Genomic DNA, 22,958 nt, shown 5'->3' with positions numbered 1-22,958 from the left:
TTTGGGTTGTGAATCGCTGAGCTGCTCTCGTTTATGAGGGCGGTTTATGGAGTTGTTTTTCAGAGAGTATGGCGAGGTCGGGAATCCGCAGATTGTGATTATGCATGGTTTGTTGGGATCTTCGCGCAATTGGCAGGCGGCGGCTAAGGATTTAGCCAAGAAGCATCACGTGTTTTGCTTGGACTTGCGGAATCACGGGGATTCGCCTGCGGCTGAACCGCATACTTACGACGCGATGATGGAGGACATCCTTGAGTTTATGGACGAGAATCTGGACGGTCGTCCGGTGTTGATCGGCCACTCGATGGGAGGGAAGCTGGCGATGAAGATCGCCTGCGAGTACCCGAAGGCGATTCGCAAGCTGGTGGTGGTGGATATTCACCCTCACCGGTATCCGAATAATCACGACGACGATTTCGAAGGGATGCGTGCGGTCGATCTGGAGGGGCTGGAGTCTCGGACTGACGCGGAGACGGATATGATCCCGCACGTTCCGAACTGGAAGATGCGTAAGTTCCTTCTGACCAACCTGGAGAAGGATCGGGAGACGGGGCAGTTTCGCTGGCTGGTGAATTTGGACGCGATCGTGGGCGGCCAACGTGACATCGAAGCGAATCCGTTGAAACCGGGAGATCGCTACGATGGGGATGCTCTGTTTATCATGGGCGGGAAGAGCCGCTACTTCATCAAGGATAAGGTGCCGGAGTTGCGGGAGTATTTTCCGGCGAGCGCGTTGGAGGTGATCCCGGAGAGCGGGCACAATCCGCATTTCGAGTGCCGCGAGCGTTTTGTGGAGATTTTGGCTGAGTTCGTCGGCTAAATAGGCTTTTTTGGGGAAATGCTCTTGGTCGGAAAGCTGGTTTGCCTGATCGCCTGCTATTTAGGCGGGATCGTTAGCGGTGTGTTTCTACATGAGCTTGGTCACTCCGTGATGGCGTTGCTAACGACTCGGCAGAAGGTGGCGCTGGAAGTGGGATCGGCTGGGGCGAGGAAGGAGCTTCGACTGGGGAGGCTGGAGCTGGTGGGACGCTCGCGAGGCTTGCGGTACGGGGCGACGCGCTACGACCGTGAGAGCGAATCCCGCGGAGTGCAGGCAGTGGTGGCGATTGGGGGACCGTTGGCGAGCTCGCTTGCTGTTTTGCTTTTCGCTTGGTTGTTGGTGAACTCGGTGGTGGGAGATTGGGTTTGGATCGTTTGGTTGGGCTTGCTGGTGGCGAATTTTCGGATTTTGATCGTGGCGGTTTGGCCGATCGAGTATCGCCCGGATGGCCCTGAAGGGGAGGTTTGGCTGAGCGACGGGCTGGATCTTTGGCGATTGCTTACTTCTAAGCATGATTAGCGGTGGGAATGGAATTTGCTGATAAAGCGTTAATGGGTTGCACTGATTTGTGCCTTTCCCAGAAAACCCTGACTGCATGTCCGCTGAAACAAACATGAGCACCATTTTAATAGTCGATGACGACGAAGAGATTCGCTACTCCCTTAGCCGCGTTCTAGGAAGCCGCGGCTACCACATCGAGACTGCCGCTAGTGGCGAGGAGGGAATCGAGAAAGTAAAGGCCGGGCTGAAGCCGGACCTGATCATGTGCGACGTGCGCATGGGTGGGATCTCGGGTATCGAGGCTCTGCAGCACATGCGTTCGGCGAATTCCAGTTTACAGATCGTTTTGATGACTGCCTTTGGCACTGCTCAGACGGCGATCGAGGCGATGAAGTTTGGGGCTTACGACTACATCATGAAGCCTTTCGACGTCGACAAGGTGATCGAGATCGCGGACAAGGCGATCAGCTCGTCGCAGGACATGAAGTCGGCCAAGCAGTACGAGAAGAAGGTCAACTACGAGGACTACAAGGAAGGGATCGTGGGGAACTCTCCGGCGATGCAGGAAGTTTTCAAGGTGATCGGGCAAGTGGCGGCAAGCGACGCTACGGTGCTTGTGACGGGTGAAAGCGGTACGGGCAAGGAGTTGATCGCCAAGTGCATCTACCAGCACAGCCTTCGTTCCGGCGGACCGTTTGTGGCGGTGAATTGCGCGGCGATTCCGGACAATCTGATCGAGAGCGAGCTCTTCGGTCACGAGAAAGGCAGTTTCACCGGCGCGACGACGCAGAGGATCGGACGTTTCGAGCAATGCGACCGGGGTACGATCTTCCTCGACGAGATCGGCGACATGGCTTTGGCGACGCAGACCAAGATTTTGCGCGTGTTGCAAGAGGGGGAGATCCAGCGTGTCGGCAGTACGGAAACCATCAAGGTGGACGTGCGCGTCATCGCGGCGACCAACAAGGATCTCGAAACGATGGTGGAGGAGAAGGAGTTTCGCGAGGACCTCTACTACCGACTGAACGTATTTCGGATTCGGGTGCCGGCATTGAAGGAGCGTAAGGAGGACATTCCTGATATCGTGGACTTTATGCTCCAGAATCTGGTGAAGGAGAAAAAGGCGCGTGTGACGCGTGTCTCGGCGGATGCTCTCAAGACAATCGTGGCTTACGCTTGGCCGGGCAATGTCCGTGAGCTTGGCAACGTGGTTTACCGTAGCGCGGTGGTTGCGCAAGGGGACGCGATATTGCTGAAGGATCTGCCTGATACGATTCGAGGTGAACTTGAAGAGGGAACTCCCCCGGTTTCGAGTCCGACGCCCGCTCCTGTGGAGGAGGCAAGTGAATCTCCCGTGACGGTTCCGGAAGCGATTCCTGTTGTTGAGGAGCCCAAGGTGGAAGCGGCGGTCCCAGCGGCCATCGAGCCGACTGTGGGAGCTGTCGAGCCGATGCCGATATCGCTTCCTGCGATTTACGATAAGCTTTACCACGAGTTGAGGGAGCGTCAGGAGATGCGGATTTTGACTTTGATCGAGCGCCAGATGATCGAGCGCGCGATAGCGGAGACTGGGGGTAACCAAGCTCGAGCGGCGGAGATTTTGGGTATTACTCGAAACACGCTGAAGAAGCGCTTGGACGAGTACTCGGCTGGGTAAATCTAGGAAGGGCTCTTGAATGGGCCCTCCACTATTTTGGCCTGCATTTTTAAATGGTGTTCCTGCGACCAGGGAGGTCGTGGGAGGACACGTCCAAAGGTCTGGATCGAAAGCTGCAAATGGGCTCGATCGTCGAAATGGAGAAGGGGCTGTACAAGAGACGGGGCGGCGAGCATTCTTGTCGTATCACCCCAATACCTAATATGAAACGTCGTCAATTTTTACGAACCGCTCTCGCATCCACTCTTGCTTCTTCCGCTGCTTTTCAGGCGTTGGCTTTGAGCAAGAACAACCGCTACCGCAACGATATCGGCATCCAGCTGTACACCCTCCGCAACCAACTGAAGGCGGATTTGGCGGGAACGCTGAAGAGCGTGGCTGAAGCTGGCTACAAGCAAGTGGAGTGTTATGGTTTTCCCGATGCGGAGGAGATGATCAAGGTGGCCAAGGACAACGGTCTTGCGGTCAACTCTTCGCACTTTGCGTGGGAGTCGGTGACGGATCCGAAGAAAGAGGGAGTCGCTCCTTTCGCGCAGATTCTGGATCAGGCGAATGAAGCAGGGCTGACGCATTTGGTTGTTCCTTACGTTCACGGCCACAATCGGGAGACGCTCGACGACTACAAGCGTCTCGCGGAAAACTGCAATAAGGCCTCCGTTGAGGCTAAGAAGGCGGGAGTGCAGCTTGCGTATCACAACCATGCGTTCGAGTTTGAGCCGAAGGAAGGTGGCAAGTCTGGCTATGACGTTTTCGTAGAAGAGTTCGATTCGGACATGATGTTCGAGATTGATGTTTTTTGGGTAGTCGTCGGTGGAGTGGATCCGGTCAAGCTGATCAAAAAGCTAAAGGGCCGAGTTTCTCAGCTTCATTTGAAGGATTTGAAAAAAGGTACGACCCTGCCGGAGTTCGGGCAGCTGCCGAAGGATGCTTTCAAGGAGCTCGGAAATGGAATGATCGACATCGAGCCGATCATCAAAGTGGCTGAAAAGGCAGGAGTGTCCCACTGTCACGTAGAGCAGGATCAATCACCAGATCCAATCAAGAGCGTCCAGCAGAGTATCCAGTATCTGGGGTCGTTGTAGAGTTGACGTACAGGAGGGCAATGCTCTGGCATTGCCGTTTCAGTAGCCAATCTCGCGAGAGATTGGACCGTCCAATACGGCGATAGGAGAGAGAACCTCAGTCGCGGAAAGAGTATAGGTCGTCCGCTATTTTTGAGAACATATCGATCACTGCGTCGTGACGTTCTCCGAGTGGGTCTATGATTCCGGGTTTTTGCGTGCCGTGGGGGGCGGTTTTCCAGGAGTCGATGACGCCGCAGACGTGGTAACCGACGAAGTTTGGGTGGGCGAAGGATGTTTTCGCGTATTTGTAAAACCACTCTGCTCGCTGTGTTTGGTCTTTGGCTTTTGGCGTTTGCGGGTTGGGCATCTTAGGGTCGCCGAAAGCACCGAATCCGCCGTCACCGTTGATGATCGGTTTTTGAGCGACCTCGGCGATGCGGTTTTGGATACGGTCTTGGTAGGCCCCGTCCCCGTAGAATTGGAAAAGGATCACGTCTACATAGTCCTTCGCTACGTCGATGGTAAGATCGAGTTCGGGCATTACCCGCATGTTTGCGTTTAGCTTGTCGCCGAGAAAGAGGTGGTTCTTGTTCACTGCTCTGAAGGCAGTGGAAGCGGTCTCGTAGTATTTCCGCATGCAGAGCTCGTTGAACGAGTTGTTGTCGGCGATTTCAGTCTCGTTACTGAAATCAGTGAAGTCGCGCCAGTTTTCTGCTTTTTCTAAGGCAGCCCATGAAGGGAACTCTGTAGCGTAGGTTTGATTGAAGTCATTGATTGATGAATACCGATCTTTGATGACTTTCATGTAAGCTTGCTTGCCCGGTGCCTTGGCAGGAAGGTTTCGGAGGACCATGGCCCAGGTTGGGATTTTTTGTCTTTGGACCGCTTTGGCCCAGCCTTCGGTTAGGACAGGGATGTCGGCCATAGCGAAGCCGATGATCATCTTGTCATTCACATAAGGGGCGACTTGTTCTTGAGCAGCTGCGTTACACATCTCTTTGAAGGATGGAGCGAAGACATCGACGTAGTCCTTCTTCTTCATGTGCATCGAGATCTTTACTGGGATGTACTGTTTGAAGTAAGGGAGAAGTGGTTTTCGCGATAAGAGAATGGCCTCCTCGTTGTGGTAACCCATGGTGTTCGCTCCGCAATCCGTGACGAGTTGGCGGGCGTGATCGTGGAAGGATTCCTTCCAGTTTGGAGACCACGCGGTGCCGCCGAATTTATTTTCCCAGTGAGTCTTGTTGTAGTCCTGTACCCATAGATTGGAGTGGAAGTGGTTCAGCCCGAATGAGAGGAAGGCGTTGTTGTCGGGAGTTACGAGCCACCATTGACCGTCCTGGTAATGAGTGCGGAAGAAGCCATTGCTTTCGATGTCGAAGTGCTTGGACTTTAGACCGCCGTATTGATCGAGCTCGGGTGGGGAAGAACTACGGAGTAGTGTGGAGGGGGATATCGAAAGGAGAATTAATGTGAGTAGAGTTGTTAGTCGTCTCATGCGAAATGTGTTTTTTTAACCACTGATAGACACCGATGGATTTTGTTGGTCTTAGAATTGGGTTTTGATCCAGTTGGTTATTGCTTGGTTGGCGGCGGTCATTTGCTCGACGTGTTCTTGGTCTGGATTTTCGAGTTCGTCGAGGAGGCCACGGCGGCGGGCTTTGTTGCGTTGGTAAGCCCCGCAGAGGTGGAAGCCAACACAGCCTGGATTTTTCCTAAGAGCGTGTAAGGTTTCTGAATACCAGGAGCCGTTGTTAGGTTTGTAGAAACCGTCGCTCTTGACGCGGACGCCTGCTGCATCGGCGAGGAGGACAGGTTTACCCGTCTTTTTGTGCCACTCTGCTAGGTGCTTTACAGGATCGTTGAAATCTTGGAAGGAGAGGACGTCGACGTAGGGGAGTGCGGCGTTTACGACCTCCATGGGAAGCGGAGCATTGGCTTCGTAGCGGTCGCCGAGGATGAGGTGATGCTTGTCGTAGCGCCGGATGGCGTCGTGGGTGGTTTTGTAGTAAAGGGTGGCGAGCTCCTTGAGTTCTTTTTTGCCCGCTTCAGACTTCAACCGTTCGGAATCAAAGATTGGACCGCGCCATTTGTTTTGCGGTCGCTCGTGTACCCAAACGGGGCAGTCGCTGTAAAAGTAACCGATCAGGTTCGGTTCCTCCGCAAGAGCAGCGCAGTGCGAGCGTGCCACGTAATCGCACCATTCCTGCCAGTCCTTGCTGCGGAAGTCAAAGTGTACGGTGTGCTTCTCCCATTGGTGGGATTCGATGAAGGGCAGTAAGTGACAGTAGGGCATGTTGAGTGCCCGGTACTCGTCTACGGTGAAGGGACGGGAGTGCTGCCATTGTTTGACCGTGACTTCTTGCACCCAACCGACTGTGTTGAAGCCCCACGACTGTAGGTTCGGTGCGACGGATTCCTGTATCCAACGGATGGTGCTGCCGCCATACTTCCTTTTCCAAATGTCTAGGTTTTCCGGGTACCGAAGACTTGCCGGGTCGATGTGGTTGATTCCTAGCGAAAAGAATGGATCCCTGTCGGGAGTGAGGAGCAGGTGACGACCCTTGACCTTGCCAAGGGTGAAGTATCCCTCGGGGGCGGTTTGAGTGGTCTTCTCGAGTTTGCTCGCTCCGTATGTGAGGCGAGGCACGAGACAGAAACCAGCTCCGGCCAAGAGCCCGCACTTGATGAAATCTCTTCTGGATGCGTTTGCCATATTACTCGAATTTGATGACTACGTTTTCGTCGTCGTCGAGAGTCGCCGAGACGACTCTCGTGTCTGAACCGTAACTTGCGGTAATCGTGTAGTCGCCTTTGAAGCCGCGAGCGAGGGTGGTGCCGTCGGCTTGGGTGATGGCGATTAGGTCGGTATTGAACTCTTCGTCCATGGTACGCATCCACTCCTCTCCGCAAGGGAAGGGGGTGCCGTCGTATTTGAAGAGGGCGAAGGGCTCGTTGCCATTTGGCAGGTCACAGAAGGTCCAATGCCACATACCCTCGACGGATGGGTGACTGAAGTAGATGGTCATCATTTCGTTGACCATTTTCACCTTTTCTTCGTCGGTGTAGGTTTTGGCGGGCTTGTTTCGGATTTCGAACTCTGTGATGTGTAGAGGGAGATTGTAGCGCTCGAAGGCCCGCAGGCGTTGGTATACAGTTTCTGGTGACAGGATTCCTGAGTGGATGCGGGCTTGGAAGCCGATGCCTTCGATAGGTGCCCCTTCGGCTAACATCTGATCGATGATCTCCCGGTAAATCGCGGGTCTATTCAGGGCGTAGGGAAGAATGGCGGACAGAACCTGAAACTCGTTGATGTAGAGTTTCACATCCTCGAGACCATGCTGCTTGCGAACCTCGTCAGCGAGTTTGAACCAGTGCGTGAAGCTGTGTCCTTCGACAAGATTGTGGATGGCGAAGTTGGTTTGTGGCTCGTTCATTACGTCCCAGCATTCTACATCCCACTTCGGAATTGCGTAGTGGATGTGTCGCTCGGCCATTTCCAGTAGTTTATCGCCTTTGGCTTTGTCGGTAAGGGAATCATCGTTGTACACGTCTACCATGTCTTGGGGCCACCATTTGGGATCGTCCCAGACTAGGAGGTGTCCCCGCATGTAAATATCGTTCTCCATGAACCAGGGCCACATTTGCTCGGCTCTGTTTTCGTTGGTGAGGCCGACCCATTTGGGTTTGAGGGCGAGGCGAAATCCGGACGCGTTGAAATAGCGCAGGAAGATTTCCTTGTATGTATCCAAGTGGGGAGACACTGGCCAAAGCTCGTTGATCACCGCACCCCAGAGGAATTTGTGTCGGTCTAGTTTTACATGGACTTTTGCGCCTTTGATCGGGGCTCCGTCTTTGTCGGTGACAGTTATGTTGAAATTGCTTTTGCGAATCTGATCGATGCGTTGGTTCGCTCTTACCCGCCAAGCTTCGGGGGCTTCTTGGGTGACACCTAGGCGAGCGAATAGACTGGAGGCTCCTGCCAATTGTGAGCTGCTGATCGCGGTTCGGACCATGTCCATTTGTATGTTGTTGCTTTGCGAAACGCTAACAACGTGTTCGTTCACAACCTCAAGGTTTTGCCATTGCTCAAGGTCAGAGGAGAGTTGGTAGTGGTAGTCTAGGCCTTGTAGATCGTAGTCAGAACGGCGTTCAAGAAGCAGATCGATACCAGAGTGTTCATTTGATGCAGCCAATTGGATCGGATTGCAGCAAGAGGTGAAGTTGGTCGGGATGGTGTCTTCTTTGTATCCAGAAAATAGCTTCAGTGCAGCAGAGTCGACCTGACCGGTGCCGATGTCGTAGAGGCGAGAAGAAAGGAAGGTGATGGCGTTTTCCGGTTCTGGGTAGAAGTCTCCCGTTGGTGTTTTCAAACCGCCTTTTTGAACACTCTCGTAACCGGGCGTCGATTGCCACTGATCTAATATGGTGCATATATGCCAACCAACGAAATCCGGGCGAGCGAAGGCTCCTTCGCCAAACTCGAGCATGCGGAAGGCTCGGGCTTCCTGGTCAGGGACAATGGTGATGCCAGGATTTGGCATTTCAGGAGTGATCGCGCGATAAGTTGAGTCGCCGTTGATAAGCGGGAGGCCCCCTGTTAACGCCGCCCAGCGGTCGTAGGCTGCCTCTTGCACGTCCCATAGCGCATAGTATTGAACCAGGAGTACATCTACATGCTTGGCGATTACATCGGCTAGGACGTCCACGGCATCGCCGTTGCCGTTTAGTTTGTCACCTAGGAAAAGGTGCTTGGTGTCGTACCGGCGAAGCGCTTCCTTGGCTTGGCGGTAATACTCGTCAACGCATTTACGGAGGAAAGCGTTGTTGTCGGCGACCTCGGCGCGGTTGTTGGTATCTGTATTGGGGCGCCAATTGACCGCGGTTTCGAGTTCTTCCCAGTTCGCGAAGGTTGTGCTGTAAGTCGTATTGAAGGTATCGATACCGGTATAGCGTTCCTTCATGGTATCGACATAGGCGAGTTTGCCGGGTGCGGCGTTTCCGAGATTTCTCAGAACGCGTGGCCATGTAGGGACACCGGACCAGGCGGATTCGGAGTCGAGCATAGTCGGTACGTCCGCCATTGCCCAGCCGAGTATCCAGGGATCGTTGGCGTGAGGGGCGACTTGCTGTTGGGCGACACTGTCGCAATGGTCGGCAAACTCAGGACTGAAAAAATCTGGATAGCCTTCCGCTCCCACACGCAGATGGAGCGAGAACTCGATCGGTCGGTATTGCCGGATGTAGGGCATGAAGGGGCCGTACGGAGCGTCTTGCAAAATAGGCGTTTCGCAGTGGTAGCCGAGGGTGTTGATTCCAAGACGCTCACAATCGGTCTGGGCTTCGTTTTTGAAGCCTTCCTTCCAGTCCTCGTCCCATTCCGATTGTGCTCCGAAGACGCTGTTCCAATGCTCTTTGTTTTCCTCACGTGTCCACCAGTTGGGATGGTAGTGATTGAGGCCGAGGGAGAGGAAAGCATTACCCTCAGGAGTGACGAGCCACCAGCGTTCTCCGTCGTGATGGGTTTGGAAAAAGCCAGTAGCTTCGAAGGGTTTGGCTTTCCAGCCGCCGTATTGGTCGAGGGTGTGGGAAGCGTTTAGAAGCGTGGCACATAGCAAGAATCCTACAGCGAGCAAGGATGTGGCCAAGGTTGCGGACCGACGGGGGCCGGTCCCTCCAAAGATTGAAACGAGGAGGGTGAACATTTAGTGGTCTGTTGTTTGGGGGATTTTAGAACTGACTCTCGATCTGCTGAGCGATCTTGAGATTGGCAGCTTTCATGGGATCGACTTGCTCAGTGTCGGGATTTTCGAGTTCGTCGAGTAGGCCGTAGCGGCGGGCTTTGTTCCTTTGGTAGGCACCGCAGAGGTGAAAGCCGATGCAGCCTGGGTTTTGAAAAAGTGCTTCAAGCGTATCCGCATACCAAGTACCGTCGTTGGGAGTAAATTCTCCCGGTTCCGTGTGCCACTTGATCTTAGCAGAGTCGGCGAGGAGTACGGGTTTCCCGGTTTTCTTGTGCCAGTCATCTAGGTTCTTGATTGGATTGTTGAAATCCTGAAAGGAAAGCACGTCGACGTAGGGGAGCGCTGCGTTCACTACTTCCATGGAGATTGGCTGGTAGTTTTCGTAACGATCTCCCAAGAGAAGGTGATGCTTGTCGTAGCGACGAATCGTGTCGTGGATCGTTTTGTAGTAGGCGGTGGCGATCTCAGTGAGCTCCTTCTTTCCGGCCTCTGTTTTGAGCATCTCTGGATCGAAGATCGGGCCGCGCCATTCGTTTTCGGGGAGATTGTGTACCCAGGTCGGGCAGTCGCTGTAGAAGTATCCGATTAGGTTGGGATCGTCGGCGAGCTCCGCACACTGGTCACGAGCCACATACTCGCACCAGTCCTGCCAGTCTTTGCTGCGGAAGTCGTAGTGCACGGTGTGTTTCTCCCACTGATGAGATTCGGTGAAGGGAAGCGAATGGCAGTAGGGCATGTCGAGGGCTCGATACTCGTCGACAGTGAAGGCTCGGGAGTGGCGCCATTGGCGAACGGATACTTCTTGGACCCAGCCGACCGTGTTGAATCCCCATTCCTTGAGATTCGGAGCGACGGATTCTTTGATCCAGCGGAGTGTGCTACCTCCGTAAGTGTCTCGCCAGATGCAAATGTTTTCTGGATATCGAAGACTCGCGGGATCAATGTGGTTGAGTCCCGTGCTGAAAAAAGGCTCGCCGCCGGGAGTGATTAGGAACCAGCGGTCTTTCCTTTTTCCAAGGGTGAAAAAGCCTCTGGAGTTGGTTTGCGTTGTCGGAGCCATTTCGGATGCGGTGAGATGGGATATGGGGGAGAGGGCGAAGCCTGCGCTCAGAGCTAGGCTGCCTTTTATGAACTGTCTTCGGCTTTCCTGGGGCAATGTGGTAGGGGAGTTGCGTTTAGTCTTTGCTTTGGACGAGGACTCTCATCTGGTCGACGCCTTGATCGGGAACCACGTTTACGCTCATTCTGATGGTAGTCAGATCTTGAGAAAGCGTGACTTCGTCAGGAGACATTCCTGCATTCTTGATGTTGGATCCCTTTCCTATCTGCTGGCGAGAGTGAGGTTCGAGTCCCCGGAAACCACCTGCTTGGTTTGGAAACACCACATCTTCGAGACCTGTAAGTCCGTCCGTTACCATCAGTTCGTTTTGCTCGCAGATCAGGCCCAGAATCGGGCGATCGAATTTGATGACGCCGCGAACAGGCTCACCATCCACCGAACGGAAATGAAGCAAAAAACTGTCCACTTTGGTTCCAGCTGGAATGGTTCCTCCAGAGGGACCAAAGCGTTTATAGAAGCCGGGCTTGGCGATGGTCACATCTGTATCCGCTTCGAGCTCTGTGGCTGCCTTTTCTGGAATGACCTCGATATAGGACTGATTTGCAGTTGTCGTTTTAAGGTGCCGTTTCCCAACATGATCGTTCAGGCGGACATTTCCTCTCAGGAGACTTAGCCCAAGTTCGCCGTAGTGACGATCCTCCAAGATTTGCTGACGGGAAAAGAAGGGGATATCCACCCAACGGAATCCTCCCTCGGACTCGAAACGTCGAGCTTCGCCTTCGCCGATTTGAACCCCATCCGTGCTGCCGGCTGCAGATCGAGAGCTGACTCGTTCGTAAACCTCGACCAAGCCGTCGATGACGTGGACATCTGTACGTCCGTTTTCAACTACATCCAATCCGAACTCGGTTCCAAGATCCACGACTTCGCTTTGCGGTGTTGTCACAGCAAAACCTAGTGCATCCTCGGGAATACGGGCGACAAGCTTGCCTGAATAGACATGCAGATGGCCCTCGCTCCTCAATTCGAATGAAGCCGGACCGCGGAGGCTCACACGAGCTCCGTCATGAAACTCGAGTTCTGCAGTCCCTTGAGTGAGTGAGTATTCGCCAGTCGAAAGCGAGGAGCCGGGCTCGTGGTTCGCGTCTTTCCAGTCGGCATCAACCGCCGCTATCAGTCGAGCTACCGTATCCGCAGATAGGGTACCAGTGTTCGCTAGTGATTTCTCAGCGTTGTTGGTGAAATTGAGTGATACAACGAGTATGAGAGTGAGGATAGCCGCTGCTGCCGAGATCCATGGGAGCCACGGGAACTTTGAGGCTGCTGGGACCTCATTGCTTGAATCGTCGATTGGCTCGTCGATATCTAGGCCTGTTTCGAAGACCTCGCCAGGGTAAATGGTGCAGAGAGCCTCGTGATTATCGAGGAGCTCCAGATAGCATTGGCGGGCGTCCTCTGAGTCGCGCAGCAAAGCGTTTAGGCGTGTTGCCTGCTCCTCCGACAGCTGGCGGTCGAGCATTTGCGAAACTAGACGTTCAACCTCTTTGATTGAAGCGTTTTCAGTGCTCATGTCGGGCCTCCTGTTTGAGGTTGATTTGCACGCAGTCCCGGAGTCGTTTGCGGATTCGCAGGAGACGCATTCCCATAGCGTCTATCGATTTTTTAAGACGTTGAGCGAGCGTTTCGACGCTCTCGCCATCCCGATAGCGTTGCTGGATGAGCTCTCGATCCTCGTCCCGTAGTTTGTTTATGCAGCTCTTCAGGATGGGGATCCGCCTGTCGACAGATTCAATTTCACTCGCTGTGGTTCGGTCGAGCAGCTCATGCACGTCTTCGGTGAACACCAGACGGTTCCGCCCCTGATCCTTTCGCCAAGCCATGATCTGGAATTTTGCGACTGTGAATGCCCAGGCGGTGAAACTGGAGCCTTTCTGAAATTCGTTGGCTTTGCGGCAGAGGACTAGATTCGTTCGCTGCAACACCTCTAGAGTCAGCTCCCTGTCGGCGATCCTCTTTAGGATGAAGCCGTACAACCGAGGCTGGATGGAAGTGATTTCCATCGCCAAGTCGCCAGCATCGGTCGGTTGGTTTTCGTGTTCGGGAAGGGGCATACCAAGGAGGTAATAGAATTCATCCAAGAAATCTAACGAAAATAGTTTTCGTTAGTGCTCACTTAAGCGTCGGATCAGGCGTACTGTCTTTCTCTGGGATTCCGATTTCTCGAATAATCCTGTTAGATGCGTACAGTTGAGGCTATTAGCTCAAAGAGAGTAGCCGAATAGCTACTTTTTCAGTTCCTCAATCAGATACCCCTCTAAACTTGAATATGAAGTTCCGGCTTAGCTCTTTCGCCAGGTTGCACCTGATGGTGCTGCTTATCTTCTCCACACTCTCAAATGCTGCTGAGTACGACTCTTTCGGTGGAATCAAGACACTGGAGGGGAAGGAGACTGGTTTCTTTCACATAGATAAAATGGGCGACCGCTACTTCTTAGTAACTCCTCAAGGTCATGGGTATCGAGCTCTCGGAATTAATCACTTCCACAAAATGACTTCCAAGGATTACGATGGGGCGGTCCAGAATATTAAGACATGGGGATTCAATGCGGGCTGCTATCAAGGGCCACGCTGGATGTGGGAAAGGTATCCGTACACCAAGGGGATCAATTTGGTGCCGATCTGCCAGTGGATGCCGAACAAGGCTTACGGCTACCGGGATGTCTTTGATTCGAGTTTTTTGGAGGAACTAGACCGGAATATACGTCGCATCGTCGAACCTCAGAAGGACAACGAGTATTTAATCGGATACTTCTGGACCGATATCCCAAATTGGGAGCGCAGTCGAAACGGTGAAGATTGGATTAGCTTCTATAAGTCGCTTCCCAAAGCGTCGGCTGGCGGAAAGGTTTGGCGCGACTGGAAAAAGCGGAATCCAAAATCGGACGAAAACCAGTTCTTGGCTGTGATCGCCAAGCAACTGTATTCAAAGGCTTATGCGACGATTCGGAAATACGACCCGAATCACATCATCATGGGAGATCGCTACCACGAGATCGATATGCCGGAACATGTAGTGAAGGAGGCATTACCGTATATTGATGCCATAGCGATTCAGCCGACGAGTCGTGAGTTTAACTACGATTTCTTCGACAAGGTTTACAAAAAGTACGGGAAGCCCATCTATATCGCTGATCACGTGAGTTCCTTTGCCACGCAAGAGTATCCAGTGACGATGGGGCAGGCTACGCAAGATCCAGTGTCCTACATGGAGTACTACGAACGATACGTGACTGCGGCTCTTTCACTACCGTATCTTATCGGGTACAACAAATGCCAGTATCAGGATGAGATAACGCCAGGTGGAGAGATGCTCAAACAAGGGGTCCTCAAGATGAACGAAAGTCCGTATCCCATTCTTGATGGTGTCACTGCCGCCAACAGGAAGGCCTTGGATCTAGCCTACCGAGGAGAATAGCCAACGCATCAGGACACTCTGCGTATCGCAGAGCCTTGAAACGGGACTTCTTTGACTAGCGCGCGAGAACGCTCGCTCGCTCACCACTCGAGCTATGGGTACTGGATCGGCGAATACATGGGGAAGAGGTGTGGCTCCTAGTCTCTCTTTTTAGAGATTTCGAAAAAACTAGCAGATCGGCTAGTAGATTTTGTGAGTCTCAAGTGATAGGGTAGTTGCTGTTCTAAGTCCTAGTCGAAACCTAGTTTGAGCTCTGGCCACCGTAAGGTAGCTAGGGCCTCTTGGGGTTCGTAGGGGTATGAGTAAGTTTTCCACGTGAGTTTCCGTGAGAAATCTGTTGAGTATCTGGTAGATGAATCGGGACCCCTACAGAGCAGTTAGAAGGAGACAGTGTAATAGACTGTTGGCTGGATTGCTTTGCCTGCTCTTGAACTCAACCACACTTTGGGGCGAGGAGGACGCTGTCCCTATTTGGAAAATCTCAGAATCCTTGGCTGAGTTGGAACGCGAAGCTGCGGATATCCAAGACGAGCTGGATCACTTGCCACACTTGGAGGATACACTGCAGCTGGATGCTTATGGGTACCATAGTAACTATTTGCCCGCCATCGATTCAGTCCCTGAGGAACCTAGGTGGACGGTTACCATTGATGTTCCGCATGGTGGATATCTAGAGGAGGTTTATCTGATTCCCGCTGCTGACCGTAGAAGTCCGGAAATTCCAGGCTATGGCTTTCCGGTCCGCTTTCGTTTGATTGGGCACTCGGGCGAAGATGTTGATACCATCCTGGTGGATTGGCGTGATCGAGACTTTCCGGATCCAGGGCGTTTGCCGGTGCGATTGCTGGTTGAGCCCAATGCGTATGAGCAAATCGTGATTGAGGTGTTTCGTGGGAAGGTGGAATCGGGGAAGGAGTTTTTCGCTCTGGATGAGGTCGCCTTACGTCCGAGCTTTTACCTGACTCGAGTGAGAAGGGTGAAGGCGAGTGGAAGTTTCGAGGCGCATCCATTTTGGAGCACGGAGTACCTCTATGACCAGAAGACGAGTATGGGTTTGCCGGTACAACCGAGTGAAGAAGGGCGACGACCGGAGTTGGATTTTGTGCACCGTTTCGAGGGAAGCTATCCGCATCCGGTGGTGATCGAGATGGACCTTGGGGAAAACAAAAGAAATGGTGAACTGACAATCTATCCTGCTCAACCTCCAGAGGGTGTATTCGTTCCTGGATACGGTTATCCGGGTAAAGTGACGGTGGATCTGTTTCGAGATGTCGGAGAGGACGCGCCCGTCCAGTTGATCGATGGCCTAGCTTTCCCTCTGGGAAATCGTGGAAACAACATCATGCGCCAGATTCTCGGAGGGCGTGAAGGGCGCTGGCTTAGGTTAACCTTCGAGGATTTTCCGGAATACCAGGGAATCGCGACCTTCGGACTCGGGGAGATAGAACTCACTGAGGCGAGGGAATCGATGTCCTTGGGCGCTAAGGTTTCGTCTCCCTCGTTGCACGAGTCGGAGTCGGAAGCTCTCCAGCGATTGACTGACGGTTTGTCGGGAGGAAACGAGGTGTTGCCTTTGTTGCCTTGGCTAGACGGGTTGTCGGACCGACGTGACTTAGTCGCTCAGCTGGATGCGAATCTTGCATCACAATCTGAGTTGAAGGCACGCAAAAGCCACTTGGTGGAGCTGAGCTTGACCGTTGCCCTTTGGGGTGGCGGATTGATTTTTCTGTTCACCGTTGTATTGTCTGTGTTGATACAAAAACGACGGTTGCTGGCTTTGCGTCAGCAGATCGCTAAGGACTTGCATGATGAAGTTGGCAGTAATCTTGGCAGCGTTCGACTTGTCGCCGAACGCCTGCAGAAGGATATTCCGGATGCGTCCGCTCTCGGGGACCTCGATGATTTGGTTTTGTTTGCGAGGGAAGCGTCTGTATCGCTAACCGATGTTATTTGGGTCACGGCTCGTCGGGATGTACATGTATCGGAGCTCATCGAAAACTTCCGTAAACGTGCCCATCGAGTCTTGGCCGGAGCGGAGCTCGCATTCGAAAACGAATATGATGGTCCGGATTCTGTAATTCCGCTCCCTGTGAGGCGGCAGTTGATGATGATCTTTAAGGAAGCTGTGCATAATTGCGCTCGGCACTCTTGTGCGAAAAAGGTGTTGCTTGCAGTATCAATGGAAGAGAGCGCATTTGTTTTGAAGCTGGAAGATGATGGAGTTGGGTTTGACTTTGCGGGCCTCAGTGAGGGGTGGGGGATAGATAGTATGCAAGAGCGGGCGTCGGAACTTGGAGGCAAACTCGACCTACAGAGTGAGCCGGGAGTTGGGACGCGGATCTGTCTGCGATTGCCGATCGCCGCTTTGACACGGAGTGCAAAAACTGGATACAAGAGCTCGAACTAATATGACACCGATAAATATCTGGATCGTTGAGGATGATTCCGGTTACCGGAGAAATTTGCAGAAGTCTCTGCAGCGCGAGGAGCGAGTGACCTGTAGTCGAACGTTTCCATCTTGTGTGAAATTTCTCGAAGCAATTGAGGCGGGTGAGCGCCCGGATGTTGCCTTGATGGATCTCGGGTTACCGAAGATGGATGGGGTGGAAGGCATTCGTCGGTTGAAGGACATAGCCCCCGATGTTGCGGCTGTGGTTTTGACCGTGGAAGAGCGAAAAGAAAAGGTGCTCAAAGCGATAGAAGCGGGGGCTATGGGGTATTTTCTCAAGACTGCCAGCGTCGAAGAAATCGTAAACGCTCTCGAGCAAGTGATGCAGGGCGGTGCGGCACTCGGGGCGGGGGTGGCGAAACACGTGCTGGGAGAGCTGAAGAAACCAGCGAAGGTAGAGTACAATTTATCGGATCGAGAGATCGAGGTTTTGAGCCATTTGGCCGAAGGCCTCTCCTCCAAAGAGATTGGATCAAAAATGCACATCAGCGTGGCGACCGTGAAATTTCACTTGGGCAAGATCTACCAGAAGCTCGACGTGCAGACGCAAAGCGGCGCGGTGGCTAAGGCGCTGCGCAGCGATCTGATTTGAATCGATTGTAAAGCGGCCTTGTGCCGCGATTTTTGGGGGACTAATCGCGGCACAAGGCCGCTTCCCACCTCAAAAACTAGCTAATCGGCTAGTAGACGTCGAAGGTTCAAATTGTTAAGCTATGAACCGTTCGAATTCCTAATCGAATACCTAAGCTATAGCTCTGGCTGCCACCCCTGTTCAAAAGTCATCGGCAGCCAGGGTATGCCTGGTATCTAGGGACCTCGTCACGATTTTTAACCCCAATTTTTAGTTATGCCAGAACTCAATCGAAGGAACTTCGTCAAAACAGCGGCTCTCGCAACGGCTGCCTTTACTCCAGCTCGCTTCGCGATTGGCAAGGCAGGGATTCCTGCCAATAGCCGTCTCAATATCGCGATGATCGGCGCCGGTAACATTGCGGGAATGGCATACGGCGGTTGTAAGGGAGAGAATATCGTCGCTCTCGCTGATGTTGACTCGGCTATGTTCCACCAGAAGAAGGAGGATCATCCTGAAGTTCTTAAGGCGAAGACCTTTGCCGATTTCCGTGTGATGCTCGACAAGATGGGCAAGGAAATCGATGCGGTCTGTATCAATACGCCGGATCATACACACTTCTCCGCAACGATGCATGCCATGGAAATGGGAATGCACGTTTGTACCCAGAAACCGCTTACGCACAATATCTGGCAGGCGCGTACTCTTCAGAAGGCGAAGAAGAAGTACAAGGTAACGACTCAAATGGCGGTTCAAGGACACACCTTCGATGGCATTCGCCAAATGAAGGAGTGGTACGAAGCGGATGTATTTGGCCAGATTCGCGAAGCTCACTCTTGGATAGAGGGGCCTAAGTGGAGACAGTTTGATGGAAAGCACTGGTACTTCCACAAGCCATCGGCATTTCCGCCAAAGAAGAGCCTGCCTCCAAGCAGTTTGAATTGGGACCTTTGGCTTGGACCTAACGCTGGCGAGACTCCTTTCCACGAGCTTTATCATCCGCTGAGCTGGCGCGGCTTTAACGCTTTTGGCAATGGACTCTTCGGTGACTGGATGCCGCACATTTCGGATGCTCCGGTTTGGATTCTAGATCTGTTCGAGCCAGTTGTGGTTGAGCTTGAAGAGAAGGAGGGCGGCAATGATTGGGTGGTGCCAGATGGCAACCGTGTTCGCTGGGAGTTCAAGAAACGCGGCAGCAAGGCTCCTTGTACTTTCTATTGGCACAATGGTGATTCGTCCTACGCGCCAAAAACTCCAGAAGGTTGGACGTGGGGCAAGCTGCCGAATCGTGGTACGCTCTACTTCGGTGACAAGGCCTTGGGCTACACGGATGGTCGCTCGAACAATCCTCGCCTCGGCAACAAGGAGGATATGAAGGAGTTTAAAAAGAACGGGTATCCAGCAGAGAAATACGAACGTATCAAGGGAGGTCCGTTTGTTGAGTGGATCAAGGCGATCAAGGGTGAAGGTCCCGAACCAGGCGCGAACTTCGACTTCTCTGCTCCTTACACGGAGATGATGCTGATCGGTGTTCTCGCAGCTCGTTTTGGTGGACGAATAGAGTGGGATCCGAAGAAGGGGATCACCAACCGCCCTGAGCTCAACAAGTATGTACGTCCAGACAACGTACGCGAAGGCTGGGACTACGGTCAGAATCTCTGGAAGAAGAAGTCCAAGTTCGCCCGCTACTAATCGAATTTATTCAAAATTGGGTTTATGAGAGCTCGCTCCAGCTTTTCTGGGGCGGGCTTTTTTGTGTCGAGCGTGAGGGCGTAGGTTCTTCGGCACTACAATCGTGATAGGGATACCTGTTTGCGGATGTCGAACTGTTCAACTGAGCTAGGGTTTCGTTTCTTTTACGGTTTTCTATTACTCTTGGCTCATATCCCCAGAGTACCCTTTTCCGGCTCAGTTGTTTGTGTGTCCCAACGATAAGCGTGTCTCGAATGCTGAGTCTACGTGTCGTTGAACCTGTGCATACTTGTCGGTGATTTGGGCGCTTCGAGAGCCGTTTCAGGTGGGGGAGCCAATCGAAATCAGTGCAAACAGAATAGTAGAAATGAATACCTCAATCCTACGAGGCCTAGGCCTCATTGGAACCGCTTCTGCCCTAGCCGTTCCGACCTTCGCCCAGTCCGGGGCAGAAGAAGATGAATTCTTCGAGTTGTCTCCGTTTACGGTTAACGCCGAGGAAGATCAGGGTTATCGTGCCCAGAATACACTCTCGGGAACCCGCTTGAAGTCGAGCCTGACGGATGTCGGCGCCTCGATTTCTGTAATGACCAAGGATCTTCTAGAAGATATTGGTGCGACCGATATTACGGATGCTTTCCTGTATTCGACAAATACGGAAAACGAAGACGAGTTTGCATCTGATGATACGGAAGGTATCAGTATTACGACTACGAACTCGAATCGGGTACGCGGGATCTCTTCCAGTACTTATTCACGCGGTTTTTTCGACACCAATGTTCGTGGTGATTCCTACAATATCGAGCGTTTCACCATGGCGTACGGACCAAACGCGATCCTTTATGGATTGGGGAGTCCGGCTGGTATCGTTAATTCTTCGACTAAACGTGGTTCTTTTGCCCGGGACTTCGGCGAAGTTGGATTTCGATTCGATACCGAAGATGGGCACCGAGTGACCTTCGACTACAACAAGGTTCTCGCTGAAGAGAAGTTTGCCATTCGAATCGCTGCGATGGACCAGGCCAAGAAGTCGTGGAAGCAGCCTGATGTGGATGAGGAGACTCGCTTCTATGGTACCTTCACGGCTCGTCCGTTTGAGAAGACTACGCTTCGATACTCCTACGAGAGCATGGAGAATCTGCGCCGCAAAGGTCGCTCCCAGATGCCAAATCAGAGTGTGCAGACTTGGCTAGATAACGGGCGCCCGTTGTACGACCACATAAACGACCGTTTGACCTACGACAATGGTGCGACATGGCAGGATGCCCCGACTATGATTAACTCAAAGGGTAACACGGTAGTTGATAACGATGCCTTGTACGCGATGGGCATCAATCGTGGAGCGGGATCCTACTTCCGTCTGCAGATCAACAGTGGCGACGAGATTGACCCAAGTGCTTGGAATGCGATTGAGGACCCTATCGAGCGCGATCTGTATGCCCAGAACGGTATCCAAGCTATGCGTTGGCGCGGTACCGCTTTGAGTACTGGACGCTCGAATAGTGAAGACCGTAGGGATCCTTTGGCGACAGATAGCCTTTTGCCGCGTGACTACAGCATTTCAGGCCTGGCGAACTTCGCCGACTTGAGCTCCGATACGCACAGCGTCTTCCTCGAGCAGAAAGTGAACGAGAATCTCTACTTCGAATTGGCATACAACCAGGAAGTCTGGAAGCAGCATTCGTTCGACCCGATTCGTGGCGCGAACGAGTTGAGAGCGGACGTTAACTACTACTTGCCTACGATCGTACACCCTCTAGCTGCCGAAGGGTCCATTGCTGAACCAAATCGGAACAATGGTACTCTGATCACTAATGGCGACGGGAACCCAGCCATGGTACCGAATCCAAACGCTGGATACTTCTATGTCGAAGGGCGGGGAATTGGCTACACTCAGGAACAGACTTTCGATACGTTCCGATTCACTGCGTCTTACGAAATGGACTTCACGGAGCGGAACCCGCATTTCGGTAAGCATGCCCTTGCATTGCTCTATCAAACCGATGACAAGGAGGTCCTCTACAATAAGACCCGTCACTACAACGAACCTGATTTTTATGTTCGCGCCCCGGATCACAATGACAGCGATGTGCTGCAACGTTACTACATAGACCCTCCGGTAGTGGGTACAAACGGAGCAACACGCTCGGCCTATCCTGTCGGTTTCACTACCGAGGACGCTTCTACATGGGCGACTACCGTAGGCACTCGAGGCGAGGGGACTGCCACTCTTCGTAAGCTAGAAGGTAAGATGGCTGTTTTCCAAAGCCGCTGGCTGAACAATCGCTTGATCACGACCTTCGGTTTCAGAGAGGACAAAGAAGAGACGTATCAGAATATCCGTAAGAAGTCTGGAGAGCTGCCTTTCGATACCAGCTATCCTGAAGTTCCCGATGAACTGACGTATCCAGTTGCTGATGGCACAACTCAAACGACAGGTGCGGTGTACAAGGCGAACGACTGGTTGCGGATTTTCTACAACAAGTCCGATAGCTTCCAGCCGCAAAGCAACTTGCATGACTACTTCAACAATCCGGTCCCACCCGCGGATGGCGTAGGTGAAGACATCGGTTTCATGCTCGACCTTATGGATGGCAAATTCTTCGCCCGTGCCAGTTGGTTCAATCAGACTGCGACCGGTGCGCTCGAGCTCGACTGGACCTACGAGATCATGAAATGGCGTTTGGTGAACAACACGGAACGCGACATCGAGGAATGGTCAGCGATTATCCCGGAGCGTCAAGAATGGGCAGCCGAACGTGGACTATCGGTGGATGATGTATTCCGTCCTGAGATTGGTGACAACCTGCGTTCGATTCGTGACTTTGAATCGAAAGGTATGGAGTTGGAGCTGATCGCAAAGCCGATTTCCAACTTGGATCTCCGTCTGACCTTCGCGAAGAACGAATCGGTCAATACTCGGACCTTGCCGAACTTGCAGGCGTACGTGAACGAGCGCTTCCCGATTTGGGAAAAATACGAGACCCTGACCAACAATCCTGGTTCTGCTAAGTTCATCCCAGATCCCGCAGATCCGTCTCAAGACAAGTACGGCAACGCGCTTTTTGACGACATGACGCGTGGTGAGAAGCTCGCTCACTCCAATTCGATTGGATACAACATGTATATCAAGGATACGGGGCTTTCTCGCTTGGAGTTCGCTAAGCAGGAAGAGGGATCTACCTCTGCTCGTGCTCGCAAATACCGGGCAAACTTCATAGCCAACTATCGTTTCTCTGACGGCAAGATGAAGGGCTTCGGAATTGGTACAGGTGTTCGCTATCGTTCCAAGGCTGCTATCGGTTACGAGGGTAAGCTCAATCCGCTTATGCTGGAGGTGGCCGAGTCCGAGCCAGAGTTGGCGGAGATCGTAGATCCAGAGGTCTTCCTAACTGCTGATGTGACGAAGCCGATCTACGGAGACGACTTGGTTGATATCGATGCTTGGATGAATTATCGCAAGAAGTTCAGCTTCGCGGGGCGTGACATGGATTGGAGAATTCAAATGAACATCTACAATCTCTTGGACGACGACGATCCGCTCGCTCGTTCCTCCTACTACGACGGCTCGGTTCGCCAGTATACATTGCGATCCCCACGTCGTATTGCAGTGACCAATACGTTTAAATTTTAGTTCTTGTTTTATCTGACAAACGGGCTCGCTACAGGCGGGCCCGTTTTTGTGTCCGAGGTTAGAGAATGGGAGCGTGTAGGGCTGTCGCTCGCGACATGCCGCGAGCCGAGGATTCTGCAATGCGGCGTTCCGCGAGCGGAAGCCCTACAAGAATAGTTGCTTACTTCGTCGGTCAAATGACGGACACGGTTTGGCGGAAATGTGCATGCTTTTGGCTCAATATCCATCTGAACCCTCTTGCTGAATAGGGAAAACAGGGATTGGGTTGCCTTTGAGGTGCGTGTAAATGTT

At 52.8% G+C, this 22,958-nt stretch carries 15 protein-coding genes; 9 read left to right on the top strand and 6 right to left on the bottom strand.

Annotated features, from left to right (window positions below):
* The first annotated feature begins 46 nt into the window (after positions 1 to 46).
* The 4 genes from JIN87_RS00075 to JIN87_RS00060 all read left to right on the top strand — a co-directional run bounded on the left by JIN87_RS00075 (position 47) and on the right by JIN87_RS00060 (position 4,060).
* A complete protein-coding gene (locus JIN87_RS00075; RefSeq protein ID WP_200353453.1) occupies positions 47 to 820 on the top strand; it encodes an alpha/beta fold hydrolase in 774 nt (257 codons plus the stop codon).
* A gap of 18 nt (positions 821 to 838) precedes the next feature.
* Positions 839 to 1,339 (top strand): M50 family metallopeptidase, encoded by a 501-nt coding sequence (locus JIN87_RS00070; RefSeq protein ID WP_200353452.1) that lies wholly within the window; start codon positions 839 to 841, stop codon positions 1,337 to 1,339.
* 76 nt (positions 1,340 to 1,415) lie between these two features.
* Positions 1,416 to 2,978, top strand: a complete 1,563-nt coding sequence (locus JIN87_RS00065) for a sigma-54-dependent transcriptional regulator (protein WP_200353451.1) — start codon at positions 1,416 to 1,418, stop codon at positions 2,976 to 2,978.
* Positions 2,979 to 3,181: 203 nt separating this feature from the next.
* Positions 3,182 to 4,060, top strand: a complete 879-nt coding sequence (locus JIN87_RS00060; protein ID WP_200353450.1) for a sugar phosphate isomerase/epimerase family protein — start codon at positions 3,182 to 3,184, stop codon at positions 4,058 to 4,060.
* Positions 4,061 to 4,157: 97 nt separating this feature from the next.
* On the opposite strand, the gene JIN87_RS00055 is transcribed toward JIN87_RS00060, so the two are convergent.
* Genes JIN87_RS00055 through JIN87_RS00030 form a run of 6 tightly spaced genes read right to left on the bottom strand, consistent with a single transcriptional unit; the run spans position 4,158 to position 12,957 of the window.
* Positions 4,158 to 5,540, bottom strand: coding sequence for a hypothetical protein (locus tag JIN87_RS00055; protein ID WP_200353449.1), 1,383 nt, complete (start codon positions 5,538 to 5,540; stop codon positions 4,158 to 4,160).
* A gap of 51 nt (positions 5,541 to 5,591) precedes the next feature.
* Positions 5,592 to 6,758 carry a hypothetical protein gene (locus JIN87_RS00050; RefSeq protein ID WP_200353448.1) on the bottom strand — a complete coding sequence of 389 codons (1,167 nt, stop codon included), beginning with the start codon at positions 6,756 to 6,758 and terminating at the stop codon, positions 5,592 to 5,594.
* A gap of 1 nt (position 6,759) precedes the next feature.
* Positions 6,760 to 9,747, bottom strand: coding sequence for an endo-1,4-beta-xylanase (locus tag JIN87_RS00045; RefSeq protein WP_200353447.1), 2,988 nt, complete (start codon positions 9,745 to 9,747; stop codon positions 6,760 to 6,762).
* Positions 9,748 to 9,772: 25 nt separating this feature from the next.
* Complete coding sequence (locus tag JIN87_RS00040) at positions 9,773 to 10,942, bottom strand: twin-arginine translocation signal domain-containing protein (protein WP_200353446.1); 1,170 nt, start codon at positions 10,940 to 10,942, stop codon at positions 9,773 to 9,775.
* Between the two features lie 19 nt (positions 10,943 to 10,961).
* Positions 10,962 to 12,416 carry a FecR domain-containing protein gene (locus tag JIN87_RS00035; protein ID WP_200353445.1) on the bottom strand — a complete coding sequence of 485 codons (1,455 nt, stop codon included), beginning with the start codon at positions 12,414 to 12,416 and terminating at the stop codon, positions 10,962 to 10,964.
* A complete protein-coding gene (locus JIN87_RS00030; RefSeq protein ID WP_200353444.1) occupies positions 12,406 to 12,957 on the bottom strand; it encodes a sigma-70 family RNA polymerase sigma factor in 552 nt (183 codons plus the stop codon). The genes JIN87_RS00035 and JIN87_RS00030 overlap by 11 nt, the downstream gene beginning before the upstream one ends.
* A gap of 215 nt (positions 12,958 to 13,172) precedes the next feature.
* On the opposite strand from JIN87_RS00030, the gene JIN87_RS00025 reads away from it, so the two are divergent.
* The 5 genes from JIN87_RS00025 (at position 13,173) to JIN87_RS00005 (ending at position 22,667) form a co-directional block, all read left to right on the top strand.
* Entirely contained in the window at positions 13,173 to 14,321 is a 1,149-nt protein-coding gene (locus tag JIN87_RS00025) for a hypothetical protein (RefSeq protein ID WP_200353443.1), read from the top strand.
* Positions 14,322 to 14,748: 427 nt separating this feature from the next.
* On the top strand, positions 14,749 to 16,728 hold the full coding sequence (locus JIN87_RS00020) for a sensor histidine kinase (RefSeq protein WP_200353442.1): 1,980 nt from the start codon (positions 14,749 to 14,751) through the stop codon (positions 16,726 to 16,728).
* 1 nt (position 16,729) lies between these two features.
* The gene (locus tag JIN87_RS00015) at positions 16,730 to 17,362 is read left to right on the top strand and encodes a response regulator transcription factor (RefSeq protein ID WP_200353441.1); all 633 of its coding nucleotides are present in this window, start codon (positions 16,730 to 16,732) and stop codon (positions 17,360 to 17,362) included.
* Between the two features lie 255 nt (positions 17,363 to 17,617).
* Positions 17,618 to 19,033 (top strand): Gfo/Idh/MocA family protein, encoded by a 1,416-nt coding sequence (locus JIN87_RS00010; RefSeq protein ID WP_200353440.1) that lies wholly within the window; start codon positions 17,618 to 17,620, stop codon positions 19,031 to 19,033.
* A gap of 367 nt (positions 19,034 to 19,400) precedes the next feature.
* Entirely contained in the window at positions 19,401 to 22,667 is a 3,267-nt protein-coding gene (locus JIN87_RS00005) for a TonB-dependent receptor plug domain-containing protein (protein ID WP_200353439.1), read from the top strand.
* Positions 22,668 to 22,958 lie beyond the last annotated feature (291 nt).

It is taken from the genome of Pelagicoccus mobilis, from assembly GCF_016595505.1.
Classification (GTDB): domain Bacteria; phylum Verrucomicrobiota; class Verrucomicrobiia; order Opitutales; family Opitutaceae; genus Pelagicoccus; species Pelagicoccus mobilis.
Note: the sequence above shows the minus strand (reverse complement) of the source record. Positions and strands in the feature narration are given on the sequence as shown.

Excerpts from the sequence above, each read along its gene's own strand:
- JIN87_RS00075 (WP_200353453.1), top strand. The coding sequence starts at position 47 with ATGGAGTTGTTTTTCAGAGAGTATGGCGAGGTCGGGAATCCGCAGATT.
- JIN87_RS00070 (WP_200353452.1), top strand. The coding sequence starts at position 839 with ATGCTCTTGGTCGGAAAGCTGGTTTGCCTGATCGCCTGCTATTTAGGC.
- JIN87_RS00065 (WP_200353451.1), top strand. The coding sequence starts at position 1,416 with ATGTCCGCTGAAACAAACATGAGCACCATTTTAATAGTCGATGACGAC.
- JIN87_RS00060 (WP_200353450.1), top strand. The coding sequence starts at position 3,182 with ATGAAACGTCGTCAATTTTTACGAACCGCTCTCGCATCCACTCTTGCT.
- JIN87_RS00055 (WP_200353449.1), bottom strand. The coding sequence starts at position 5,540 with ATGAGACGACTAACAACTCTACTCACATTAATTCTCCTTTCGATATCC.
- JIN87_RS00050 (WP_200353448.1), bottom strand. The coding sequence starts at position 6,758 with ATGGCAAACGCATCCAGAAGAGATTTCATCAAGTGCGGGCTCTTGGCC.
- JIN87_RS00045 (WP_200353447.1), bottom strand. The coding sequence starts at position 9,747 with ATGTTCACCCTCCTCGTTTCAATCTTTGGAGGGACCGGCCCCCGTCGG.
- JIN87_RS00035 (WP_200353445.1), bottom strand. The coding sequence starts at position 12,416 with ATGAGCACTGAAAACGCTTCAATCAAAGAGGTTGAACGTCTAGTTTCG.
- JIN87_RS00030 (WP_200353444.1), bottom strand. The coding sequence starts at position 12,957 with ATGCCCCTTCCCGAACACGAAAACCAACCGACCGATGCTGGCGACTTG.
- JIN87_RS00025 (WP_200353443.1), top strand. The coding sequence starts at position 13,173 with ATGAAGTTCCGGCTTAGCTCTTTCGCCAGGTTGCACCTGATGGTGCTG.
- JIN87_RS00015 (WP_200353441.1), top strand. The coding sequence starts at position 16,730 with ATGACACCGATAAATATCTGGATCGTTGAGGATGATTCCGGTTACCGG.
- JIN87_RS00010 (WP_200353440.1), top strand. The coding sequence starts at position 17,618 with ATGCCAGAACTCAATCGAAGGAACTTCGTCAAAACAGCGGCTCTCGCA.
- JIN87_RS00005 (WP_200353439.1), top strand. The coding sequence starts at position 19,401 with ATGAATACCTCAATCCTACGAGGCCTAGGCCTCATTGGAACCGCTTCT.